Genomic DNA, 20,230 nt, shown 5'->3' on the forward strand with positions numbered 1-20,230 from the left:
GCGCGGGTTCTTGTTTTCATCTTCCCCGCGGCCGGGACGACCGCGGAAGTCTCAGGCCTTACTTCGCCACCACGCGCACCATTTCCAGGCACTTGTTGCTGTAGCCCCACTCGTTGTCGTACCAGCTCACCAGCTTCACGAAGGTGCTGTCCAGCGCGATGCCGGCTTCGGCGTCGAACACCGAGGTGCAGGTTTCGCCGCGGAAGTCGGTGGCGACGACCTTGTCCTCGGTGTAGCCCAGCACGCCCTTCAGCGCGCCCTGGCTCTGCGCCTTCATCTCCGCGCAGATCTCGGCGTAGCTGGCGGGCTTCTCCAGCTCGCAGGTGAGGTCGACCACGGATACGTCCGAGGTCGGCACGCGGAAGCTCATGCCGGTGAGCTTCTTGTTGAGCTCGGGGATCACCACGCCCACGGCCTTCGCCGCGCCGGTGGAGGAGGGGATGATGTTCTCGAGGATGCCGCGGCCGCCGCGCCAGTCCTTGTTGCTGGGGCCGTCCACGGTCTTCTGGGTGGCGGTGGCGGCGTGCACGGTGGTCATCAGGCCGCGCTTGATGCCCCACTTGTCGTTCAGCACCTTCGCGACCGGCGCCAGGCAGTTGGTGGTGCAGCTGGCGTTGGAGATGATCGCCTCGCCCTTGTAGCTCTTGTCGTTGACGCCGTAGACGAACATCGGCGTGTCGTCCTTGGACGGGGCCGACATGATCACCTTCTTCGCGCCGGCGTCGATGTGCTTCTGCGCCGTTTCCTTGGTGAGGAACAGGCCGGTGGACTCGATCACCACGTCGGCGTCGACTTCGTTCCACTTCAGGTTGGCGGGGTCGCGCTCCTGGGTCAGGCGGATCGTGTGGCCATTGACCACCAGATGCCCGTTCTCGACCGACACCTCGCCCTTGAAACGACCGTGCACCGAGTCGTAGCGCAGCATGTAGGCGAGGTAATCCGGTTCCAGCAGATCGTTGATCGCCACGATCTGGATGTCCTTGCCGAAGTTCTGCACCGCTGCGCGCAGCACGTTGCGACCGATGCGGCCGAAGCCGTTGATGCCGACCTTGATGGCCATGGATACACTTCCTCCGGTTCGATGACGGGCAGGTGGCGGTCGCGAGCGGCCGCCGAAACCCGCATTCTAGCCGAAGCGTCCGGTGCGGGCCCGGCGGCGCTCAGCGCCGCGACAACAGGTCCAGCACCTGCGGCTCCAGCGCGGTCAGGCCGCCCGATCTGCCGGCGACCAGCGCGTCCGCGGTGCCGCAGCCGTCGACCCAGGCGGCTTTCAGCGCCAGCAGCGCGCCCACGCGCTGGCCGGTCGCGCAGTGGATCAGCATCGGACTGCCGCGGTGGGCTTCGAGCGCGCGGGCGAACGCTGCGGCGTTCGCCTGCGTCAGGTCCTGCGGGCCGGCCACCGGGACGCTCGCATAGGCGAGGCCCAGGCGCTTCGCCACGGCCGCCTCGTCCCAGTCGCCGGTTTCCGAGGCGGGTCGCAGGTTGATCACGCAGCCGCCCGGATGGGCCGCGGCGAAGTCCGCGAGCTGGGCCTCGTCGGGCTGTCCGCCGCAGAACAGGCGGTTTTCCGGGCAGCACTGGTGGGGCAGGTAGGCATTCATGGCGAGGTACCGCGGTCGATCCGGTCTTTAAATTAGTAAATGCTTATATAAACGTCAAGTCTTCCGGCACGACGCATGTCCGCCGTGTGCGCTATTTGCGTTTGCCGCCGCGCTTGCGCGGCGCGGGCGTGCACAGCGACGCCTGGTCCGGGGCGCAGTAGATGCCGTAGAGGGTGGCGATGATCTGCTCGGTCGGGCCGTGTTCCAGCGCGTACCAGATCGTCTGCGATTCGCGCCGGGTGCGCACCAGGCCTTCGTCGCGCAGCTTGGCGAGGTGCTGCGACAGCGCCGACTGGCTGAGGTCCGGCAACTGGTCGTTGATCTGGCCCACCGACATTTCCTGGCCCACCAGCAGGCACAGCACGCGCAGGCGCTGCGGATTGCCGAGCGCCTTCAGCAGCCGCGACGCTTCCTCGGCGCGTTCGCGCATCGCGGTGAAGTCGTGTGTGGCGGATGTCGGCATGGGAACTCCGGGGGAAACGGTGCGGCTGTTTGCGCGCTTGACTTTAGCACAACCATCTAATTAAGCTAAATCTAATTTAGATATATGTTGAGTACTGGCGACCGGCCTGCATCGGAGCGTCCCGCAGGCGCGGCCATCGATCCCGCAATCGGCAAATGGGGGGAAGCATCATGGCAAACATCGTCATTCTGGGGGCCGGGCTGGGCGGTACGGCGGCCGCGTACGAGATCAAGGCGGCGCTGGGGGCGGCGCATACGGTGACGCTGGTCGGCGACGGCCCGTATTTCCAGTTCACGCCTTCCAATCCCTGGGTCGCGGTGGGCTGGCGCAAGCCGGAGGCGATCCGGGTGGAGGTGGAGGCGCCGATGCGCCGCCACGGCATCCGCTTCATTCCGGTCCCGGCGCAGCGCGTGCTGCCGGCGGAGAACCGCCTGCACCTCGCCGACGGCCAGGTGCTGGACTACGACTACCTGGTGATCACCACCGGTCCGCGGCTGGCCTTCGACGACGTGCCGGGCCTGGGGCCGGAAGGCGGCCACACGCATTCGATCTGCACCGGCGCGCATGCCGAGAAAACCTGGCAGGCCTACCAGGCGCTGCTGGAGCGGCCGGGTCCGGTGCTGATCGGCGCCGCGCCCGGCGCGAGCTGCTTCGGCCCGGCCTACGAGTTCGCGATGATCGTCGACGCCGACCTGCGCCGCCGCAAGCTGCGCGACCGCGTGCCGATCACCTACGTCACGCCCGAGCCCTACGTGGGCCACATGGGCCTGGGCGGGGTGGGCGATTCCAGGGGATTGATGGAATCGGCGCTGCGCGAGCGCGACATCCGCTGGGTCACCAACGCCCGCGTCACGGCGGTCGAGGCCGGCAACGTGAAGCTGGACGAGTTGGACGAGCGGGGCGCGCTGGTGCAGTCGCGCGAACTGCCGCACGCGTTCGCGATGCTGCTGCCGGCGTTCGCCGGGATCGCCGCGGTGCGCGGCATCGAGGGGCTCACCAACCCGCGCGGCTTCATCCTGATCGACGAGCACCAGCGCAACCCCGCCTACCGCAACATCTTCTCGGCGGGCGTCTGCGTGGCGATCCCGCCGGTCGAAGTCACCCCGGTGCCCACCGGCGCGCCGAAGACCGGCTTCATGATCGAATCCATGGTCGGCGCGATTGCCAGCAACCTGCGCGACGAGCTGGCCGGCAAGCCGGCCCAGGCCCGCGCCACCTGGAACGCCGTGTGCCTGGCCGACATGGGCGACACCGGCGCCGCGTTCGTGGCGCTGCCGCAGATCCCGCCGCGCAACGTGACCTGGGCGCGCATCGGCAAATGGGTGCACGTGGCCAAGCTGGCGTTCGAACGCTATCACCTGCGCAAGGTGCGCACCGGCAACACCCACCCGATCTACGAGCGCGCCATGCTGAAGCTGCTGCGTATCGGCTCGCTGAAGCAGTAGCGGCAGATCGCCGCATCCCCCGATTTCGTCTACCCGGAGCAATAACGTGAACATCGACCGCATCGTCCTGGCTTTCGCCGGCACCGTGATCCTCGCCAGCGTGGCGCTGGCGCATTTCGTCTCCCCGAACTGGCTGTGGCTGACCGTGTTCGTGGGCGCCAACCTGCTGCAGTCGTCCTTCACCGGCTTCTGCCCGCTGGCGCGCATCCTCGCCCGGTTCGGCCTGCAGCCGGGCTGCGCGTTCCAGCGCCGTTCCTGACCGCCCGTGCCCGGAGCCGCCTCGTGAAACCGTTCCTGCCGCCCGTCTTTTCCGCTGCGCTCGCCGTCGCGCTGGTCGCCTGCGGCGGCAAGCCGGCCGTGCCCGCGGCCAGCCATGGCGCGCCGTCGCTGGCCACGCTGACTGTCGCCGCCGGCGCCGGCTCCGGCCAGCAGCACTGGGACGGCATCGTGGAGGCGGTCGATGCCGCGGTGCTTGCCGCGCAGACGAACGCCCGGGTGCTGGCGCTGCCGCACGACGTGGGCGACACGGTGAAGCGGGGCGAGGTGCTGGTGCGCTTCAGCGACGTGGAACAGCAGTCCGCCGCGCGCGCGGCGCAGGCGCAGATCGCGGCGGCCAAGGCCGCCTGGGTGGAGGCCGAGGCGAACTACAAGCGTTACGCGGCCATCTATCCGCAGGGCTACGTCTCGCGGGCGGCGTACGAGCAGGCGCTGGCCCAGCGCAATTCCGCGAAGGCGCAGCTGGACGCGGCGCAGCAGCAGTGGCGCAGCGCGGGCGCGCAGCAGGATTACACCGTGGTGCGCGCGCCGTTCGACGGCGTGGTGACGAAGCGCTACGTGCAGGTGGGCGAGGCGGTGGCCGGACCGCCGTTCCCGCAGCAGCTCATCGCGATCGCCTCGCTGGCGCAGTTGCGCGTGGAGGCCCGCTTGCCGCAGGCGGTGGCCGAGGCGCTGCGCCGCGCGGGCCGCGCCGAGGTGCTGGCGGACGACGGCAAGCGCATCGCGGCCTCGCGGCTCACCGTGTTCCCGGTGGCGGACCCGGCCACCCACACCGTGGCGGTGCGGCTTGAGCTGCCTGCCGGCGTCGCCGGCCTGTATCCGGGCATGGCGGTGAAGCTGGCGTTTGCCGGCGGCGCTGCCGCGACCGGCGACGGGACCGTGTCGGTGCCGGTGAACGCATTGGTGCGGCGGGGCGAATTGACCGGCGTGTACGTGGTCGACGGCGACGCCGTGTCGCTGCGCCAGCTGCGCATCGGCGACGTGCGCGGCGATCGCGCGACGGTGCTGGCGGGACTCGCGCCGGGCGAACACATTGCCGCCGATCCCGACGCGGCCGCGCGCTGGCTGATCGCTCGGCGCGGCGCGGGCGCGCCATGAGCACGCCGGAGTTGTCCTTCGCGGGACGCATCGCGCGCATCTTCCAGTCGTCGCCGCTGACCCCGGTGCTGGCGCTCGCCGCGCTGCTGCTGGGCCTCGCCGCGATGGCGATCACGCCGCGCGAGGAGGAGCCGCAGATCGACGTCACCATGGCCAACGTCACGGTGCCGTTCCCCGGCGCCTCGGTGCGCGACGTCGAGAACCTGGTGGCCTTCCCGCTGGAGCAGAAGCTCTCCGAGTTGCAGGGCGTGAAGCACGTCTATTCGGTGAGCCGGCCCGGCGTGGCCGTGCTCACCGTGGAGTACGCGGTGGGCGTGCCGCGGCAGACCGCCATCGTGCGGCTGTACAACCAGATCTACCAGAACCGCGACTTCGTGCCCGCGGGCCTGGGCGTGGGCCAGCCGCTGGTGCGGGCCATGGGCATCGACGACGTGCCGGTGATGGCGCTCGCGCTGTGGAGCGATCGCCCGGACACCGGCCCGGTGCAACTCGCGGAGGTGGCGCACACGCTGGAGACGGAGCTCAAGCGCGTGCCGGGAACGCGCGACGTGTACACGGTCGGCGCGCCCGAGCGCGCGGTGATGGTCGAACTCGATCCTGGCAAGCTGGCCGCCTACGGCATGGCGGTCGGCGACCTTGCCGGCGCGCTCAAGGCCGCGAACGTGGTGGCGCAGGCCGGCGACCAGGTGGCGGGCAATCGCGCGGCGCCGGTCACCGCCGGCCGCTTCCTCGCCAGCGCCGGCGACGTGGCGAACCTGGTGATCGGGCTCAAGGACGGCGCCCCTGTACATCTCTCCGACGTCGCCAGCGTGCAGCGCGGCGCCGACCTGCCGGCCAGCTACGCCTGGTTCGGCAGCCCGGCCGGCAAGCCCGGCCCGGCCACCGGCGACGCGCCGGCGGTCACCATCGCCATCGCGAAAAAGGCCGGCAGCAACGCGGCCGACATCACCACCGCGATCCGCGCGCGGCTGCAGGCGCTGCGCAACACGGAGATCCCCGCCGGCGTGCACGTGGCGGTGACCCGCGACTACGGCCAGACCGCCACCGCCAAGGCCGACAGCCTGCTGCTGCACCTGCTGCTGGCCACGCTGTCGGTGGTGCTGCTGGTGGTGCTGGTGCTGGGCTGGCGCGAAGGGCTGGTGGTGGGCAGCGCGGTCATCGTCACCCTGGCGCTCACCTTGTTCGCGTCGTGGGCGATGGGCTTCACCATCAACCGCGTGTCGCTGTTCGCGCTGATCTTCTCCATCGGCATCCTGGTCGACGACGCCATCGTGGTGGTGGAGAACATCCACCGGCACATGGCGCTGGGCGGGCGCAGCCTGCGCGAGGCGATTCCCGAGGCGGTGAGCGAGGTGGGCGGGCCGACCATCCTCGCCACCTTCACGGTGATCGCGGCGCTGCTGCCGATGGCCTTCGTCTCGGGGCTGATGGGGCCGTACATGCGGCCGATCCCGATCAATGCCTCGGCCGGCATGCTGCTGTCGCTGGCGGTGGCGCTGGTGCTGACGCCGTGGCTGGCGCTGCGGCTGTTGCGCCTGCACCCGGCCGACGGCGCCAGCGGCGGCGCCGCCCACGAAGCGGCGGGCGGACGGCTGCTGCGCCTGTTCCAGCGCCTGATGCGGCCGTTCCTCGAGGGCGTGCGCGGGCGTCGCCGCCGGCGCCTGCTGTTCGCCGGCATGGGCGCGCTGGTGCTGGCCTCGGTGGGGCTGGTGGTGGCGAAGGCGGTGATCCTGAAGATGCTGCCGTTCGACAACAAGAGCGAATTCCAGCTGGTGGTGGACATGCCCGCGGGCAGCACGCTGGAGCGCACCAACCAGTTGCTGCATGCGCTGGCCGCCCAGGTCGCCACCATTCCCGAGGTCAGGGACTGGCAGGGCTACGCCGGCACCGCCGCGCCGATCACGTTCAACGGCCTGGTGCGCCAGTACTACCTGCGCCAGGGGCCGCTGGTCGGCGACCTGCAGGTCAACCTGGTGGACAAGGATGCGCGCCACCGCCAGAGCCACGAGATCGCGCTGGACGCCCGCCCCGCGCTGGCGGCGATCGCGGCGCGCTACGGCGCCGCGCTGAAGGTGGTCGAGGTGCCGCCCGGTCCGCCGGTGATGGCGCCCATCGTGGCCGAGGTCTACGGACCGGACGCGCGCACGATCCGCCAGGCCGCGCTGCAACTGGAGCAACTGTTCCGCGGCAACCACGACATCGTGGACGTGGACAACAGCGAGGAAGCCGACGCGCCGCGCGCCGTGGTGACGGTGGACCGCGAGCGCGCCGCGCGGCTGGGGCTGACCCAGGCGACCATCGTGCAGGCCTTGCGCACCGCGCTCTCCGGCGACGACGCCACCTATCTCATGGACGGCCATGCGCGCCATGCGGTGCCGGTGCGGCTGCGCCTGCCGGCTGCCGACCAGGCCGGCATGGACCGGCTGCTGGCGCTGCGCGTGCGTGCGCAGGGCGGCGCGCTGGTGCCCTTGTCGGCGGTGGCGAGCGTGCACGAAGCAGGCTGGGAGGATGCCGCCTACCACAAGGATCTGCTGCCCTATGCCACCGTCACCGGCGACGACGCTGGCAGCACCGACAGCCCGCTCTACGGCATGTTCGCGCTGGTGGGCACGCTCGCGCACGCCACGCTCGACGGGCAGTCCGTGTCCCAGTATTTCATCCGCCAGCCGGCGGACACCGCGGGCATCGCGGTGAAGTGGGACGGCGAGTGGCAGATCACCTACGAGACCTTCCGCGACATGGGGCTGGCCTACATGGGCGGCCTGCTGCTGATCTACCTTCTGGTGGTGGGGCAGTTCCGCAGCTACCTGGTGCCGCTGATCATCATGGCGCCGATCCCGCTCACGGTGATCGGCGTGATGCCCGGGCACGCGCTGTTCGGCGCGCAGTTCACCGCCACCTCCATGATCGGCATGATCGCGCTGGCCGGCATCATCGTGCGCAACTCCATCCTGCTGATCGACTTCGTCAACCACGCGCTGGCCGCGGGCCGGCCGCTGGCGGACGCGGTGATCGACGCGGCGGCGGTGCGGGCCAAGCCCATCGCGCTGACCGCGGCGGCGGCGATGCTGGGCGGCCTGTTCATCCTCGACGACCCGATCTTCCAGGGCCTGGCGGTGTCGCTGATCTTCGGCATCCTGGTATCCACCGTGCTGACCCTGGTGGTGATCCCGCTGCTGTACTACGCGTGGCTGGCGGGCGCCGCGCGCCATCGTGAAGGAGTGAAGCCATGAGCGACGAGCAGACCCTGGAACTGAGCCTGGAACGGGTAGGCGATTACGAATTCCGTGTGCGCTTCGACGGCACCGCGGTGCCCGACCTGGCCACCGACGAGTCCGCCCCGCTGGGCCATGACGCCGGCCCCAATCCGTCGCGGCTGCTGGCCGCCGCCGTGGCGAACTGCCTGTGCGCCAGCCTGCTGTTCGCGCTGCGCAAGTTCAAGAACGAGCCGCAGGGACTCTCGGCCAAGGCGCTGGCCACCATGCAGCGCAACGAGCACGGCCGCTGGCGCATCGTGCATATCGGGGTGGACCTGCAGCTTGCCGACGCGGCTGCCGCGCTGGAGCACGTGGAACGCGCGATGGCGCAGTTCGAGGATTTCTGCATCGTCACCGAGAGCGTGCGGCAAGGCATACGCGTGGCGGTGAGTGTGCACGACGCGGACGGCGTGCTGCTGCACGTGGGCGAGGCCTGACGGGGCGTTCCCGACGCAGCGACTGCGGCCGGATGTCACGACCACTGTGGCAAGATGCGTCCCCGCCATCTTCGCCACAGGGGTTTCCGCATGTCATCCATCCGCCGGGCCGGGGCCATCGTGCTGGCCGCCCTGTTGCTGGTCGCGCCCGCCGCGCAGGCCTGGGGGCCGCAGGGTCACCGCATCGTCGCCGCACTGGCGCAGCGCCACCTGAGCCCCGCCGCCAGGGCCGAGGTGGAACGCCTGCTCGCGCCGCAGCACACCACGCAGTTGGCGGATGTCGCGAACTGGGCCGACCAGATCCAGGACGATCCCGCCCAGGCGGCGCTGTGGCAGCAGACGCGCAGGCAGCACTACATCAATTTCCGCGGCGGCCCGGCCTGCGACTACGTGCCGCCGCGCGACTGCCGCGACGGCCAATGCATCGTGGGCGCCCTGCAGCACTACGTGGATGTCCTTCGCGACCGCTCGCAGCCGGACAGCGCCCGCCGCGAGGCGCTGATGTTCGTGGTGCACTTCATGGGCGACGTGCACCAGCCGCTGCACGCCGGTTACCGCGACGACCTCGGCGGCAACAAATACCAGGTGCAGTTCGAGGGCAAGGGCAGCAACCTGCACCGGGTCTGGGACTCCGGCCTGCTGAAGACGCGCGGCCTGGAGTGGGAGGCGTACACGCAGCAGCTCGATGCGGAAGGCCCGGTGGCGCTGCCGCCGACCATCGCGCCGCTGGACGATCCCTATGCGCAGTGGGCCGAGGAATCCTGCCGCATAACGGCGGAGCCGGGCTTCTACCCGGACGGCCACAAGATAGACCAGGCCTATGTCGATGCCGAGCTGCCGGTGGCCGAGACCCGGCTGCGCATCGCCGGGCGCCGCCTGGCCGAGGTGCTGAACCTTGCGTTCCTGGACTGAGGCGTCGCGCGCGGCGTTACATGGGGCATTACATACGAATGCAGCCCCGCATCGCGCCCGGCATCTGCTAGCCTCCCCGGCAGCCGAATGCATTCGGACGTCCATAGCCCATCAGGCCACCGCATGACCCCCACCCCGCTGCGCCGCACCAAGATCGTCGCCACCCTGGGTCCCGCCACCGACGCACCCGGGATGCTCGAACAGATCATCGCCAACGGCGTCGATGTCGTCCGCCTCAACCTTTCGCACGGCCAGCCCGACGACCATCGCGCCCGCGCCGCCGCGGTAAAGGCCGCCGCCGCCGCCGCGGGCCGCGAGGTGGGCGTGCTCGCCGACCTGCAGGGGCCGAAGATCCGCGTGGAGAAATTCGCGAACGGCCCGATCCAGCTCGAGCTCGGCGAGCCGTTCGTGCTGGACTGCCGCGCCGACGCGCCGCCCGGCGACATCCACCGCGTGGGCGTGAGCTACCTCGACCTGCCGCGCGACGTGCGCCCCGGCGACGTGCTGCTGCTGGACGACGGCCTGGTCGCGCTCACCGTGGAGGAGGTGGTGGGCACCGAGATCCGCTGCACCGTGCTGGTGGGCGGCAAGCTCTCCGACCGCAAGGGCCTCAACCGCCAGGGCGGCGGCCTTTCCGTCTCCGCGCTGTCCGACAAGGACAAGGCCGACATCAAGCTCGCCGCCGAGATCGGCGCGGATTTCCTCGCCGTCTCCTTCGTGCGCTCGGCCGAGGACATGCACCAGGCGCGTCGCCTGCTGCACGAGGCCGGCGGCAACGCCGCGCTGGTGTCCAAGATCGAGCGCGCCGACGCGATCCCCGTGCTGGGCGAGATCATCGACGCCTCCGACGTGGTGATGGTGGCGCGCGGCGATCTGGGCGTGGAGATCGGCGACGCCGAACTGCCCGGTCTGCAGAAGAAGATCATCCGCGAGTCGGTGCAGCGCAACCGCGCCGTGATCACCGCCACGCAGATGCTGCAGTCGATGGTGCGCTCGCCCATTCCCACGCGCGCCGAAGTGCTCGACGTGGCGAACGCGGTGATCGACGGCACCGACGCGGTGATGCTGTCGGAGGAGACCGCCGCCGGCGCCCATCCGGACAAGGCGGTGGCGGCGATGGCGCGCATCTGCCTCGGCGCCGAGCGCCAGTTCGAGCCCAAGGAGGATCTGACCAACGCCGCCCCCCATCTAAGCCGCACCGACCAGGCGATCGCGCTGGCCGCGATGGTGCTGGCGGCGCAGCTCGGCGTGCGCGCGATCGTGGCGCTCACCGAATCCGGCGCCACCGCGCAATGGCTGTCGCGCTACCGCAGCGCGGTGCCGATCTACGGCCTGTCGCCGTTCGCCGCCGCGCGCCGCCGCATGCAGGTGCTGCGCGACGTGCGCGCGGTGGAATTCAGCCACGGCGAGAACCAGAGCATGGCGTCGTCCACCCGCGCCGCGGTGCGGCTGCTGTTCGCCCAGGGCAAGCTGGTCGAAGGCGACAGCGTGGTCATCACCTACGGCGACCGCGTGGGCCACGTGGGCGGCACCAACACGCTCAAGCTGCTGGCCGTGGGTGCGGGCGGCGCGGTGGACAGCCTGCGCGAACTCTGAACGGGGCGGTGCGCCCGCGGCGACACGGAACGGGCGCCCGGGGCTAGACTGGCCCCGCCGTCCCACTTCCACCGGAGCCCCCATGAACTCCCGCGCGCGCCGTCTGGTCCGTTCCCTGCTGCTGATCCCGGCCCTGGCCTGCGCCGCGCCGGTGCTGGCGCAGGCGAACAGGATCGATCCGCAGAACCTGTACCACTACTGGATCCTGCTCAACACCAAGGTCAACACCGATCTGCCGAACACCGGGCTCAACCTCACCAAGCCCGGCTGCGCGGCGGTGACCTACACGATCGGTTCCGACGGCGTGCCCATGCACGTGCAGCTGGCGAAGCTGGAGCCGAAGAGCGACCTCGGCCAGACCGCGGTGACCGCGGTGAAGAACTTCCGCTACGGCCCCTCGCTGACCAACAAGATCGGCCAGCCCATCGCCACCTACTACATCGTGCCGTTCAATTCCCCCGACGACCCGGCCGCGAAACAGCAGCTGATCGACACCTGCAAGCTGCCCGGCTACGGCAGCTGAGGCCCCGCGCCCGGCCCCGGACTGCGGGGCCGGGCGGTTCCGTTATAATCTGCGGCTTTAATCACGCCGTCCCGCCGCGGGGCGGCGCCCACCCTCGCGCGGGCCGCTGTTGCCTCGCCGTACGGAGCCGTCATGAGTATTGAAGATCTCGAAAGCGTCGCCCTGGCCATGGTGGCGCCCGGCAAGGGCATCATCGCCATCGATGAGTCGACCAACACCATCAAGAAGCGTTTCGAGGCCGTCGGCATCGAGAACAGCGAGGAAAACCGCCGCGCCTACCGCGAGCTGCTGCTCACCACGCCGGGCCTGAACGAGCACATCTCCGGCGCGATCCTGTACGACGAGACGATCCGCCAGTCCACCAGGGACGGCGTGCCGTTCACCCAGGTGATGAAGAAGGCCGGCATCATCCCCGGCATCAAGGTCGACAAGGGCCCGGTGCCGCTGGCCGGCTTCCCCGGCGACGTGGTCACCGAAGGCCTGGACGGCCTGCGTCCGCGCCTGGAGGAATACGTGAAGCTGGGCGCCCAGTTCGCCAAGTGGCGTGCGGTGATCAACATCTCCGACGACAACCCTTCCTCCACCGCGATCGAGGCGAACTGCCACGCGCTGGCCCGCTACGCCGCGCTGTGCCAGGAAGCCGGCCTGGTGCCGATGGTCGAGCCCGAAGTGATCATGGACGGCGACCACAGCATCGAGGTGAGCTACGAGGTGCACGAAGCCGTGCTGCGCAGCCTGTTCAACGCGCTGTACGAGCAGAACGTGATGCTGGAAGGCACCATCCTCAAGGTCAGCATGGTGATCCCGGGCAAGGATTCCTCCGAGCAGGCCGACGTCGAGGAAGTGGCCGAGGCCACCGTGCGCGTGCTGAAGACCTGCGTGCCGGCCTCGCTGCCGGGCATCGTGTTCCTCTCCGGCGGCCAGACCGACGAGCAGTCCACCGCCCACCTCAACGCGATGAACCGCATCGGCCCGCACCCGTGGCCGCTGTCGTTCTCCTACGGCCGCGCCATGCAGCAGGCCGCGCTGAAGCTGTGGGCCAAGGACATGAAGGCGAACTACGCCGAGGCGCAGAAGACCGTGCACGCGCGCGCCAGGGACAACGGCCTCGCCGCGCTGGGCCGCTGGAACGGCTGAGCCCTCCAGTCGTCCGCGGTCGCAAAAAGAGACGGGCGCCTTGCGGCGCCCGTTTCGTTTTGCCCATGGATCGATGCCGCGCTCAGAAGCGGTATTCCGCGCTGACCGAAACCATGTCGGTGCTGAGGTCCACGTTGCGGCGCTGGGCGTCGAAGTAGTCGTAGTTCAGGCCGACGCTGAGGTTGCGGTTGAGGTTGTAGCCCACGCCCGCACCGGCGTACCAACTGGTGTCGTCCAGGCTCTTGCGCACCGGGTTCACCTCGTTGCTGAGGCCGTGGCCGGTCCAGCTGTAGACGCCGGCGCGACCGCTCAGGTACCAGTCCCGGCTGAGGTCGAAGCGGGCGTTGGCGCCGGCGGTCCAGCCATGCAGCTGCGACTTGCCGCGCTCGATCACCGGCGAGCTGTTGAAGATGTTCCTGGCGTGGATGTTGCCAAGGTCGTTGTAGCCCACCTCGGCACCCAGCGCGAAGTTCGGCGCCAGCGACCAGCGGTAGCCGCCGTTCAGGGCGTAACCGGTGTCGTGGCCGTCGTACGGGCCGTTGTTGATCGCGGTGCGACCCACGTTGCCGTTGACGAACCAGCCGGCGTTGTCGGACGGCGCGTTCTGCGCGAACGCGGCGGGGATGGTCAGCATGCCGGCAGCGGCGAGCGAGAGGGCGAGCAAGGTCTTCTTCATGGAGATTTCTCCTGTTATGGAAAGGCGGTCGCCGGCCGGTTGGGGAAAGGGACGGTGCCGCGTGGGCCGATGGGACATCGGCGTCACATGTCCTTAGATCGGGTTCGCCAGGAGAAATTCAATACTCGTGAGTATAATATTAAGGAAAGATTAAGATTCATGGCAAGGTCGGGGCGGCCCAAAAAGAACGGGCGCCGAGGCGCCCGTTCTTCAGCTTTTACAGCGAGTTGCGATCTCAGAAGCGGTATTCGCCGGCGATCGAGACGATGCCGGTGGAGCGCTTCAGGCCCGTGGAGACCTCGCCGGTGGTCGTGTCCTTGATCTTGCCGGCATTGGCGTGGAAGTAGTCGTACTGCACGCCCACGCCCACATGCTCGTTGATGTCCCAGCCGGTGCCGAGACCCGCGTACCAGCTGCTGCGGTCCGAACGGCCGCCGCTGGTCAGGCCCAGGTCCTGCCCGATGCTGTTGTTGAAGCTGTGGTCGTTGTCGTTGGAGCGGAAATAGCCGCCATGGGCGCTGAGGTACCACTGCTGCGTCAGGTTGATGCGGCCGTTGGCGCCAAGCAGCCAGCCGCGCAGGGCATTGGTGCTGGAGGTCTGGTTGACGTCCTGCGAGTTGAAGACATTCTTCACGCGGAAGTTGCCGAGGTCGGCGTAGCCGGCCTCCAGGCCCAGGCCCAGGTCGTTGCCGACCTTCCAGCGATAGCCGCCGAGCACGCCGTAACCGGTGCGCCGACCCTTCTCGCCCTTGAGGAAATTGAAACCGGAGCCGTTGCTGCCGAAGCCGCCGGTGTCGCTGCCATTGGTGCGGCCGACGTTGGCGCCGATGAACCAGTTGCCGCTGCCAATCGGCTGGCTGGACTGGTAGTTGCCGCTGCCTTGGGCGGGAGCGGTGTTGTCCTGGGCGAAGACGGGAGCGGCGACCAGGCCGATGCTCGCGAAAGTGAGGACAAGCAGGGACTTCTTCATGGGAATTACTCCTCTTTTGTGGGAACGGACACAGCCTTGGGGACAGGGGAAAGGGCGAACGTGTCCGTGCATGGCCTTTCCGGCCATGCGGGGGATTAGAACGATATGGGCCTGAAGGGTTTCCATACCCGGCAGTGTGGAATTAAGGTTGAGTTAAGTAGGGACTTGCGGGCGACAGCGACGGCGTGGATCGGCGACAATGGGAACCTTTCGCCGCCCCTTCCCGGAGAAGACCCATGACCACCCGCCGCCAACTTGCCAACGCCGTGCGCGCCCTCGCCATGGACGCCGTGGAAAAGGCCAAGTCCGGCCACCCGGGCATGCCGATGGGCATGGCCGACATCGCCGAGGTGCTGTGGAACGACTTCCACAGCCACAACCCGGCCAACCCGCACTGGTTCAACCGCGACCGCTTCCTGCTCTCCAACGGCCACGGCTCCATGCTGCAGTACGCGCTGCTGCACCTGAGCGGCTACGACCTGCCGATGAGCGAGCTGGAGCGCTTCCGCCAGCTGCATTCCAAGACCCCGGGCCATCCCGAGGCGCATGAGACGGTGGGCGTGGAAACCACCACCGGCCCGCTGGGCCAGGGCATCGCCAACGGCGTGGGCTTCGCGCTGGCCGAGAAGGTGCTGGCCGAGCGCTACAACCGCCCCGGCTTCGACGTGGTCGATCACCACACCTGGGTGTTCTGCGGCGACGGCTGCCTGATGGAAGGCATCTCGCAGGAGGCGATCTCGCTGGCCGGCACCTGGAAGCTGGGCAAGCTCACCCTGATCTACGACGACAACAACATTTCCATCGACGGCGAGGTGCCGGGCTGGTTCACCGACGACACCGCGGCGCGCTTCGAGGCCTGCGGCTGGCACGTGATCCGCGACGTGGACGGCCACGACGCCGAGAAGATCAAGGCCGCCATCGCCGCCGCCAAGGCCGAGACCGGCAAGCCTTCCCTCGTGATGTGCAAGACCATCATCGGCTTCGGTTCGCCCAACAAGGAAGGCACCGAAGCCTGCCACGGCGCGCCGCTGGGCAAGGACGAGATCGCCGCCGCGCGCGACATGCTGGACTGGCGCTACGCCCCGTTCGAGATCCCCGCCGAGATCTATGCCGGCTGGGACGCGAAGCAGGCCGGCGCGAAGCGCGAGGCGGCATGGAACGCGCTGTTCGCCGACTACGCCAGGGCGAACCCGGAACTGGCTGCCGAGCTGCAGCGCCGTCTCGCCGCGAAGCTGCCGGAAAACTGGGCGGCCGAATCGCAGGCCTACGTCGAGAAGATGCAGGCCGAGGGTCCGGACGTGGCCAGCCGCAAGGCCTCGCAGATGGCGCTGAACGCGTTCGGCCCGCTGCTGCCGGAGCTGATCGGCGGCTCGGCGGATCTCGCCGGCTCCAACCTCACGATCTGGAAGGGTTCGGTCAGCGTCACCGAGACCAGCCCGGCCGCGAACTACATCCACTACGGCGTGCGCGAGTTCGGCATGACCGCGATCGGCACCGGCCTGGCGCTGCACGGCGGCTTCATCCCCTACGACGCCACCTTCCTGGTGTTCTCCGACTACGCGCGCAACGCGGTGCGCATGAGCGCGCTGATCCCCGCGCATTCCATCCACGTCTACACCCACGACTCGATCGGCCTGGGCGAGGACGGCCCCACCCACCAGCCGGTGGAACACCTGGCCACCTTGCGCTACATCCCGAACAACCGCGTGTGGCGCCCCTGCGACGCGGTGGAATCGGCGGCGTCGTGGAAGGCGGCGATCGAGCGCAAGGACGGCCCGTCCTGCCTGGTGTTCTCGCGCCAGACGCTCAAGCACCAGCAGCGCAACGCGCAGCAGGTGGCCGACATCGCGCGCGGCGCCTATGTGCTGTCCGATCCGGCCGACACGAAGTTCAAGGCCATCCTGATCGCCACCGGCTCCGAGGTGGAGCTGGCGATGGAAGCGATGCGCACGCTGGCCCAGCAGGGCGTGCCGGTGCGCGTGGTGTCGATGCCGTGCACCGAGAGCTTCGACGCGCAGCCGCTGGAATACCGCGAAGGCGTGCTGCCCGGCTGGTGCCGTGCGCGCGTGGCCGTGGAGGCCGCCATCACCGACTTCTGGCGCAAGTACGTGGGCCTGGACGGCGAAGTGATCGGCATGACGACGTTCGGCGCCTCGGCCCCGGCCGAGCAGCTGTTCGACTACTTCGGCATCACGGTGACGAACGTGGTCGATGCGGTGAAGCGCGTCGCCGGCTGATACGCGGGCCTCGCCCAAACGAAAACGCCGCGGCTTGCCGCGGCGTTTTCGTTGGTGGCGGAAGCGTCAGGCCGCCAGCAGCGCGGCGAGCTGCGCCGGATCGTGCGCCAGCGCCTGCGCGCCAGCCAGTTCCAGTTCCTCGCGGCTGCCGAAACCCCACAGCACGCCGACGCCGCGCACGCGGTTCGCCAAGGCGCCTTCGATGTCGAAGCGGCGGTCGCCGATCATCGCGGCCTGCTCGGGCTGGGCGCCGAAATCCGCGAGCGCGGCGGCGATCATCGACGCCTTTTCGCTGTGTGCGCTGGACGGATCGGGGCCGTACAGGCGCGTGAACGCGTCGCCGAACGGCAGGTGCTCGACGATGGGCCGGGCGTGGCGCTCGGGTTTGCTGGTGACCACGGCCAGCGTGTGGCCGGCAGCCTGCAGGCGCTCGATGGTCGCCGCCATGCCGGGGTAGACCGCGTGCTCGCGCCAGCCCAGCGTGGCGAAGCGCTCGTGGTAGTAGTCCACCGCCGCCTCCACGCGCCCGGCGTCGTGGTCCAGCAGCGGCGCGAAGCCGTGGCGCAGCGGCGGACCGATCCATGGCCGCAGGTCGGCCGGCGCCGCTACGCCCAGCTTGTCGAAGGCGTAGCGGATGCAGGCGGTGATGCCGGGCTCGGAATCGATCAGCGTGCCGTCGAGGTCGAACAGGCAGAGCATTACTTCGCGGCCCGCGCCCTGAGCGCCGCCACGGCCGGCAGCTCCTTGCCTTCCAGGAATTCCAGGAAGGCGCCGCCGCCGGTGGAGATGTAGGAGACGTCGTGCTCGATGCCGTACTTGTCCACCGCGGCCAGCGTGTCGCCGCCGCCGGCGATGGAGAACGCGGGCGACGCGGCGATCGCGCGGGCCAGCGTCTCGGTGCCCTTGCCGAAGGCGTCGAACTCGAACACGCCCACCGGGCCGTTCCACACCACGGTGCCGGCCTTGGCGATCAGCGCGGCGTAGCGCTGCGCGGTCTCCGGGCCGATGTCCAGGATCATCTCGCCGTCGCGCACCTGGTCCACCGGCTTCACCGTGGCCGGGGCGTTGGCGGAGAATTCCGGCGCCACCACCACGTCCACCGGCAGCGGCACTTCCGCGCCGCGGCGCTTCGCGTCGGCGAGCACCTTCTTCGCGGCGTCGAGCAGGTCCATCTCCACCAGCGAGTTGCCCACCGAATGGCCCAGCGCGGCGATGAAGGTGTTGGCGATGCCGCCGCCCACGATCAGCTGGTCGACCTTGCCGATCAGGTTCTCCAGCAGGGTGAGCTTGGTGGAGACCTTGGAGCCGGCCACGATGGCCAGCAACGGGTGCGCGGGGTTCTCCAGCGCCTTGCCCAGCGCATCGAGTTCGGCCGAGAGCAGGGGGCCGGCGGCGGCGATGGGAGCGTATCTGATCACGCCGTGGGTGGAGGCCTGGGCGCGGTGCGCGGTGCCGAAGGCGTCCATCACGAAGATGTCGCACAGCGCGGCGTACTTCTTCGACAGCGCCTCGTCGTCCTTGCCCTCGCCGACGTTCATGCGGCAGTTCTCGAGCACCACCACCTCGCCGTCGGCGACGTCCACGCCGTCGAGGTAATCGCGCACCAGGCGCACCGGCTTGCCGAGCTTGTCGCCCAGCCACGCAGCCACCGGCGCCAGCGAGGAGGCTTCGTCGAACTGGCCCTCCTTCGGGCGTCCCAGGTGCGAGAGCACCATCACCTTCGCGCCGGCGTCGCGCGCGGCCTTGATCGTCGGCAGGGCGGCGTCGAGGCGCTGGGTGGAGGTGATCCGGCCGTGATCGTCGATCGGCACGTTCAGGTCTTCGCGGATCAGCACGCGCTTGCCGTGCAGGTCGAGGTCGCTCATGCGGGTGACGGACACGTGGAAACTCCCGTGGTTCGGAAAGGGCTGCCGCGGCGGCGGAAAGCCCGTATTGTCCCGGCGCTTCCGGGGCGATGCAAATTACACTGCAGCTTTTCCGTTGCAGGGAGTGGACACATGGCTTCCAGTCTTGTGCTGTACGGCTACTGGCGCTCCAGCGCCGCCTATCGCGTGCGCATCGCGCTGGCGCTGAAGGGGCTGCCCTGGGAAAACCGTCCCGTGCATCTGGTGAAGGACGGCGGCCAGCAGCATGCCGCGGACTACGCGTCGATGAACCCGCAGCAGCTGGTTCCGAGCCTGCGCGACGGCGACCGGGTGCTGACGCAGTCGCTGGCGATCATGGAGTACCTGGAGGAAACCCGCCCCCGGCCGCCCCTGCTGCCAGCCGATGCCGGCGGCCGCGCGCGGGTGCGGGTGCTGGCGCAGGCGGTGGCCTGCGACATCCATCCGCTGGGCAACCTGCGCGTGCTGCAATACCTGGAGCGCGAACTGGGCGTCGGCGAGGCGCAGCGGGGGGCATGGGTACGGCACTGGATCGCCGCCGGCTTCGCCGCGATGGAGGCGATGCTGGCCGGCGACGCGGCCACCGGCCGCTACTGCCACGGCGACACGCCGGGACTGGCCGACGCCTGCCTGGTGCCGCAGGTGTACAACGCGCACCGCTGGAAAGTGGCGCTGGACGACTACCCCACCATCGCCCGCATCGCCGCCGCCTGCGGCGAGCTGGACGCGTTCCGCGCCGCCGCGCCGGAGGCGCAGCCCGACGCGGCGTGAGCCGGGCGCATGCGGGAACGGGGTGCTATGACGGCGCGCGCACCAGCAGCACGTCGCAGGGCGCGGCCGGCACCACCCGGCGCGCGGTGCCGCCCACCAGCAGATGGAACGCCAGGCCGCGGCGGAACGCGCTGATCACCACCAGGTCCATCTCCTGCTCCAGTGCGCAGTCGTGCAGCACGAACTCCGGGTGGCCGTGCTCGACCCACGTCTTCGCTAGGCGGTGCCCGTCCAGCGGGGTGGCGGCGACGAAGGCCTGCATGGTGGCGTGCTCCATCCGCGCCAGCTCCTCGCCGTGGCCGGCGTCCAGCCACAGCGAGCGGTAGGGGATGTCCAGCACGTGCAGCAGGGCCAGCCGCGCCGCGGGGAACCACTCGGCCGCGGCGAGCAGGCCGTGGCGCGACTCGGCGGTGAAATCGGTGCCGACCAGCAGCTTGCCGTAGGCGGCGCGGGCGCGCTGCTTCACCACCAGCAGCGAGGCCGGCGAGCGCCGCAGCAAGGCTTCGGCCACCCGGCCCAGCCGGCCCGCGGGCGGCGCATCGCTGGCGCCCAGCACGATCAGCTCGCACTGCTGTTCGACGGCGACGGCGAGGATCGCGGTGGCCGGATCGCCCTCGACCACATGCACGGCCGCCGTCTCGCCGAAGTCGCGGCGCAGTTGCCGTTCGGCCGGCACCGCGGCGGACGGGGTGGGCCCGTCACAGGTCGCCAGCGGCGCCATGGGCCAGCCGTCGTCGGCCTGCGGCAACACGTGCACCACGTGCAGCGCGGCCTGCCATTGCGCGGCAAGTTGCACGGCGCGATCGCTGGCGCGATCGCTGCGGCTGCGCAGGTCGATGGCCAGCAGGATGCGTCGCGGCGGGGCGGAGGAGAGGGCGGCAGTCATGCGGGCACTCCGGCGGCGTGTGACCGACTATAGGCAGGCGGATGGCGGACGCCAAGTCGTGC

General features: G+C 69.8%; 19 protein-coding genes. 11 read left to right on the plus strand and 8 right to left on the minus strand.

The window, feature by feature from the left end; genetic code table 11:
• Nucleotides 1-58: 58 nt before the first annotated feature.
• The 3 genes from gap to PCA_RS02640 form a co-directional block, all read right to left on the minus strand.
• On the minus strand, nt 59-1,060 hold the full coding sequence (gap, locus tag PCA_RS02630; RefSeq protein WP_181300685.1) for a type I glyceraldehyde-3-phosphate dehydrogenase: 1,002 nt from the start codon (nt 1,058-1,060) through the stop codon (nt 59-61).
• A gap of 100 nt (nt 1,061-1,160) precedes the next feature.
• Nucleotides 1,161-1,601: a sulfur transferase domain-containing protein gene (locus PCA_RS02635; RefSeq protein WP_181300687.1), complete on the minus strand. Its 441-nt coding sequence runs from the start codon at nt 1,599-1,601 to the stop codon at nt 1,161-1,163.
• A 91-nt stretch (nt 1,602-1,692) separates the two neighbouring features.
• Nucleotides 1,693-2,064, minus strand: coding sequence for a metalloregulator ArsR/SmtB family transcription factor (locus tag PCA_RS02640; RefSeq protein ID WP_255436611.1), 372 nt, complete (start codon nt 2,062-2,064; stop codon nt 1,693-1,695).
• A gap of 170 nt (nt 2,065-2,234) precedes the next feature.
• Between PCA_RS02640 and PCA_RS02645 the strand changes: the two genes are divergently transcribed.
• The 9 genes from PCA_RS02645 (at nt 2,235) to PCA_RS02685 (ending at nt 12,745) form a co-directional block, all read left to right on the plus strand.
• Nucleotides 2,235-3,509: an FAD-dependent oxidoreductase gene (locus PCA_RS02645; RefSeq protein WP_181300688.1), complete on the plus strand. Its 1,275-nt coding sequence runs from the start codon at nt 2,235-2,237 to the stop codon at nt 3,507-3,509.
• Nucleotides 3,510-3,555: 46 nt separating this feature from the next.
• Entirely contained in the window at nt 3,556-3,768 is a 213-nt protein-coding gene (locus PCA_RS02650; protein ID WP_181300690.1) for a DUF2892 domain-containing protein, read from the plus strand.
• A 23-nt stretch (nt 3,769-3,791) separates the two neighbouring features.
• Nucleotides 3,792-4,883 carry an efflux RND transporter periplasmic adaptor subunit gene (locus tag PCA_RS02655; RefSeq protein ID WP_343204392.1) on the plus strand — a complete coding sequence of 364 codons (1,092 nt, stop codon included), beginning with the start codon at nt 3,792-3,794 and terminating at the stop codon, nt 4,881-4,883.
• Nucleotides 4,880-8,116, plus strand: coding sequence for an efflux RND transporter permease subunit (locus tag PCA_RS02660; RefSeq protein WP_181300693.1), 3,237 nt, complete (start codon nt 4,880-4,882; stop codon nt 8,114-8,116). The genes PCA_RS02655 and PCA_RS02660 overlap by 4 nt, the downstream gene beginning before the upstream one ends.
• Nucleotides 8,113-8,577, plus strand: a complete 465-nt coding sequence (locus tag PCA_RS02665) for an OsmC family protein (protein ID WP_181300695.1) — start codon at nt 8,113-8,115, stop codon at nt 8,575-8,577. The genes PCA_RS02660 and PCA_RS02665 overlap by 4 nt, the downstream gene beginning before the upstream one ends.
• Before the next feature lie 90 nt (nt 8,578-8,667).
• Complete coding sequence (locus PCA_RS02670; protein ID WP_181300697.1) at nt 8,668-9,489, plus strand: S1/P1 nuclease; 822 nt, start codon at nt 8,668-8,670, stop codon at nt 9,487-9,489.
• Nucleotides 9,490-9,612: 123 nt separating this feature from the next.
• Complete coding sequence (gene pyk, locus PCA_RS02675; RefSeq protein ID WP_181300699.1) at nt 9,613-11,085, plus strand: pyruvate kinase; 1,473 nt, start codon at nt 9,613-9,615, stop codon at nt 11,083-11,085.
• An 82-nt stretch (nt 11,086-11,167) separates the two neighbouring features.
• A complete protein-coding gene (locus PCA_RS02680) occupies nt 11,168-11,608 on the plus strand; it encodes an energy transducer TonB (RefSeq protein ID WP_181300701.1) in 441 nt (146 codons plus the stop codon).
• Between the two features lie 132 nt (nt 11,609-11,740).
• Nucleotides 11,741-12,745: a class I fructose-bisphosphate aldolase gene (locus tag PCA_RS02685; protein WP_181300703.1), complete on the plus strand. Its 1,005-nt coding sequence runs from the start codon at nt 11,741-11,743 to the stop codon at nt 12,743-12,745.
• A gap of 82 nt (nt 12,746-12,827) precedes the next feature.
• Here the strand turns inward: PCA_RS02685 and PCA_RS02690 are convergent, their stop codons facing one another.
• Together PCA_RS02690 and PCA_RS02695 are read right to left on the minus strand one after the other, a co-directional pair.
• A complete protein-coding gene (locus tag PCA_RS02690) occupies nt 12,828-13,421 on the minus strand; it encodes a porin family protein (RefSeq protein ID WP_181300705.1) in 594 nt (197 codons plus the stop codon).
• Nucleotides 13,422-13,656: 235 nt separating this feature from the next.
• A complete protein-coding gene (locus PCA_RS02695) occupies nt 13,657-14,391 on the minus strand; it encodes a porin family protein (protein ID WP_181300707.1) in 735 nt (244 codons plus the stop codon).
• Between the two features lie 236 nt (nt 14,392-14,627).
• On the opposite strand from PCA_RS02695, the gene tkt reads away from it, so the two are divergent.
• Nucleotides 14,628-16,628, plus strand: coding sequence for a transketolase (gene tkt / locus PCA_RS02700; RefSeq protein WP_181300709.1), 2,001 nt, complete (start codon nt 14,628-14,630; stop codon nt 16,626-16,628).
• A gap of 66 nt (nt 16,629-16,694) precedes the next feature.
• Here tkt and PCA_RS02705 read toward each other — a convergent pair whose 3' ends face one another.
• Both PCA_RS02705 and PCA_RS02710 read right to left on the minus strand, forming a co-directional pair.
• On the minus strand, nt 16,695-17,327 hold the full coding sequence (locus tag PCA_RS02705; RefSeq protein WP_181300710.1) for an HAD hydrolase-like protein: 633 nt from the start codon (nt 17,325-17,327) through the stop codon (nt 16,695-16,697).
• Entirely contained in the window at nt 17,327-18,508 is a 1,182-nt protein-coding gene (locus tag PCA_RS02710; protein ID WP_181300712.1) for a phosphoglycerate kinase, read from the minus strand. The genes PCA_RS02705 and PCA_RS02710 overlap by 1 nt, the downstream gene beginning before the upstream one ends.
• A gap of 117 nt (nt 18,509-18,625) precedes the next feature.
• On the opposite strand from PCA_RS02710, the gene maiA reads away from it, so the two are divergent.
• Nucleotides 18,626-19,282: a maleylacetoacetate isomerase gene (gene maiA, locus PCA_RS02715; protein WP_181300713.1), complete on the plus strand. Its 657-nt coding sequence runs from the start codon at nt 18,626-18,628 to the stop codon at nt 19,280-19,282.
• A 25-nt stretch (nt 19,283-19,307) separates the two neighbouring features.
• Here maiA and PCA_RS02720 read toward each other — a convergent pair whose 3' ends face one another.
• Nucleotides 19,308-20,168, minus strand: coding sequence for a universal stress protein (locus PCA_RS02720; RefSeq protein WP_181300715.1), 861 nt, complete (start codon nt 20,166-20,168; stop codon nt 19,308-19,310).
• Between the last annotated feature and the right edge of the window lie 62 nt (nt 20,169-20,230).

It is taken from the genome of Rhodanobacter sp. PCA2 (assembly GCF_013620825.1).
Classification (GTDB): domain Bacteria; phylum Pseudomonadota; class Gammaproteobacteria; order Xanthomonadales; family Rhodanobacteraceae; genus Rhodanobacter_A.

Coding starts and splice junctions, on each gene's coding strand:
- PCA_RS02645 (WP_181300688.1), top strand. CDS start 2,235: ATGGCAAACATCGTCATTCTGGGGGCCGGGCTGGGCGGTACGGCGGCC.
- PCA_RS02690 (WP_181300705.1), bottom strand. CDS start 13,421: ATGAAGAAGACCTTGCTCGCCCTCTCGCTCGCCGCTGCCGGCATGCTG.
- PCA_RS02680 (WP_181300701.1), top strand. CDS start 11,168: ATGAACTCCCGCGCGCGCCGTCTGGTCCGTTCCCTGCTGCTGATCCCG.
- PCA_RS02685 (WP_181300703.1), top strand. CDS start 11,741: ATGAGTATTGAAGATCTCGAAAGCGTCGCCCTGGCCATGGTGGCGCCC.
- PCA_RS02695 (WP_181300707.1), bottom strand. CDS start 14,391: ATGAAGAAGTCCCTGCTTGTCCTCACTTTCGCGAGCATCGGCCTGGTC.
- PCA_RS02660 (WP_181300693.1), top strand. CDS start 4,880: ATGAGCACGCCGGAGTTGTCCTTCGCGGGACGCATCGCGCGCATCTTC.
- maiA (WP_181300713.1), top strand. CDS start 18,626: ATGGCTTCCAGTCTTGTGCTGTACGGCTACTGGCGCTCCAGCGCCGCC.
- PCA_RS02665 (WP_181300695.1), top strand. CDS start 8,113: ATGAGCGACGAGCAGACCCTGGAACTGAGCCTGGAACGGGTAGGCGAT.
- PCA_RS02705 (WP_181300710.1), bottom strand. CDS start 17,327: ATGCTCTGCCTGTTCGACCTCGACGGCACGCTGATCGATTCCGAGCCC.
- PCA_RS02640 (WP_255436611.1), bottom strand. CDS start 2,064: ATGCCGACATCCGCCACACACGACTTCACCGCGATGCGCGAACGCGCC.
- pyk (WP_181300699.1), top strand. CDS start 9,613: ATGACCCCCACCCCGCTGCGCCGCACCAAGATCGTCGCCACCCTGGGT.
- tkt (WP_181300709.1), top strand. CDS start 14,628: ATGACCACCCGCCGCCAACTTGCCAACGCCGTGCGCGCCCTCGCCATG.
- PCA_RS02635 (WP_181300687.1), bottom strand. CDS start 1,601: ATGAATGCCTACCTGCCCCACCAGTGCTGCCCGGAAAACCGCCTGTTC.
- PCA_RS02670 (WP_181300697.1), top strand. CDS start 8,668: ATGTCATCCATCCGCCGGGCCGGGGCCATCGTGCTGGCCGCCCTGTTG.
- PCA_RS02720 (WP_181300715.1), bottom strand. CDS start 20,168: ATGACTGCCGCCCTCTCCTCCGCCCCGCCGCGACGCATCCTGCTGGCC.
- gap (WP_181300685.1), bottom strand. CDS start 1,060: ATGGCCATCAAGGTCGGCATCAACGGCTTCGGCCGCATCGGTCGCAAC.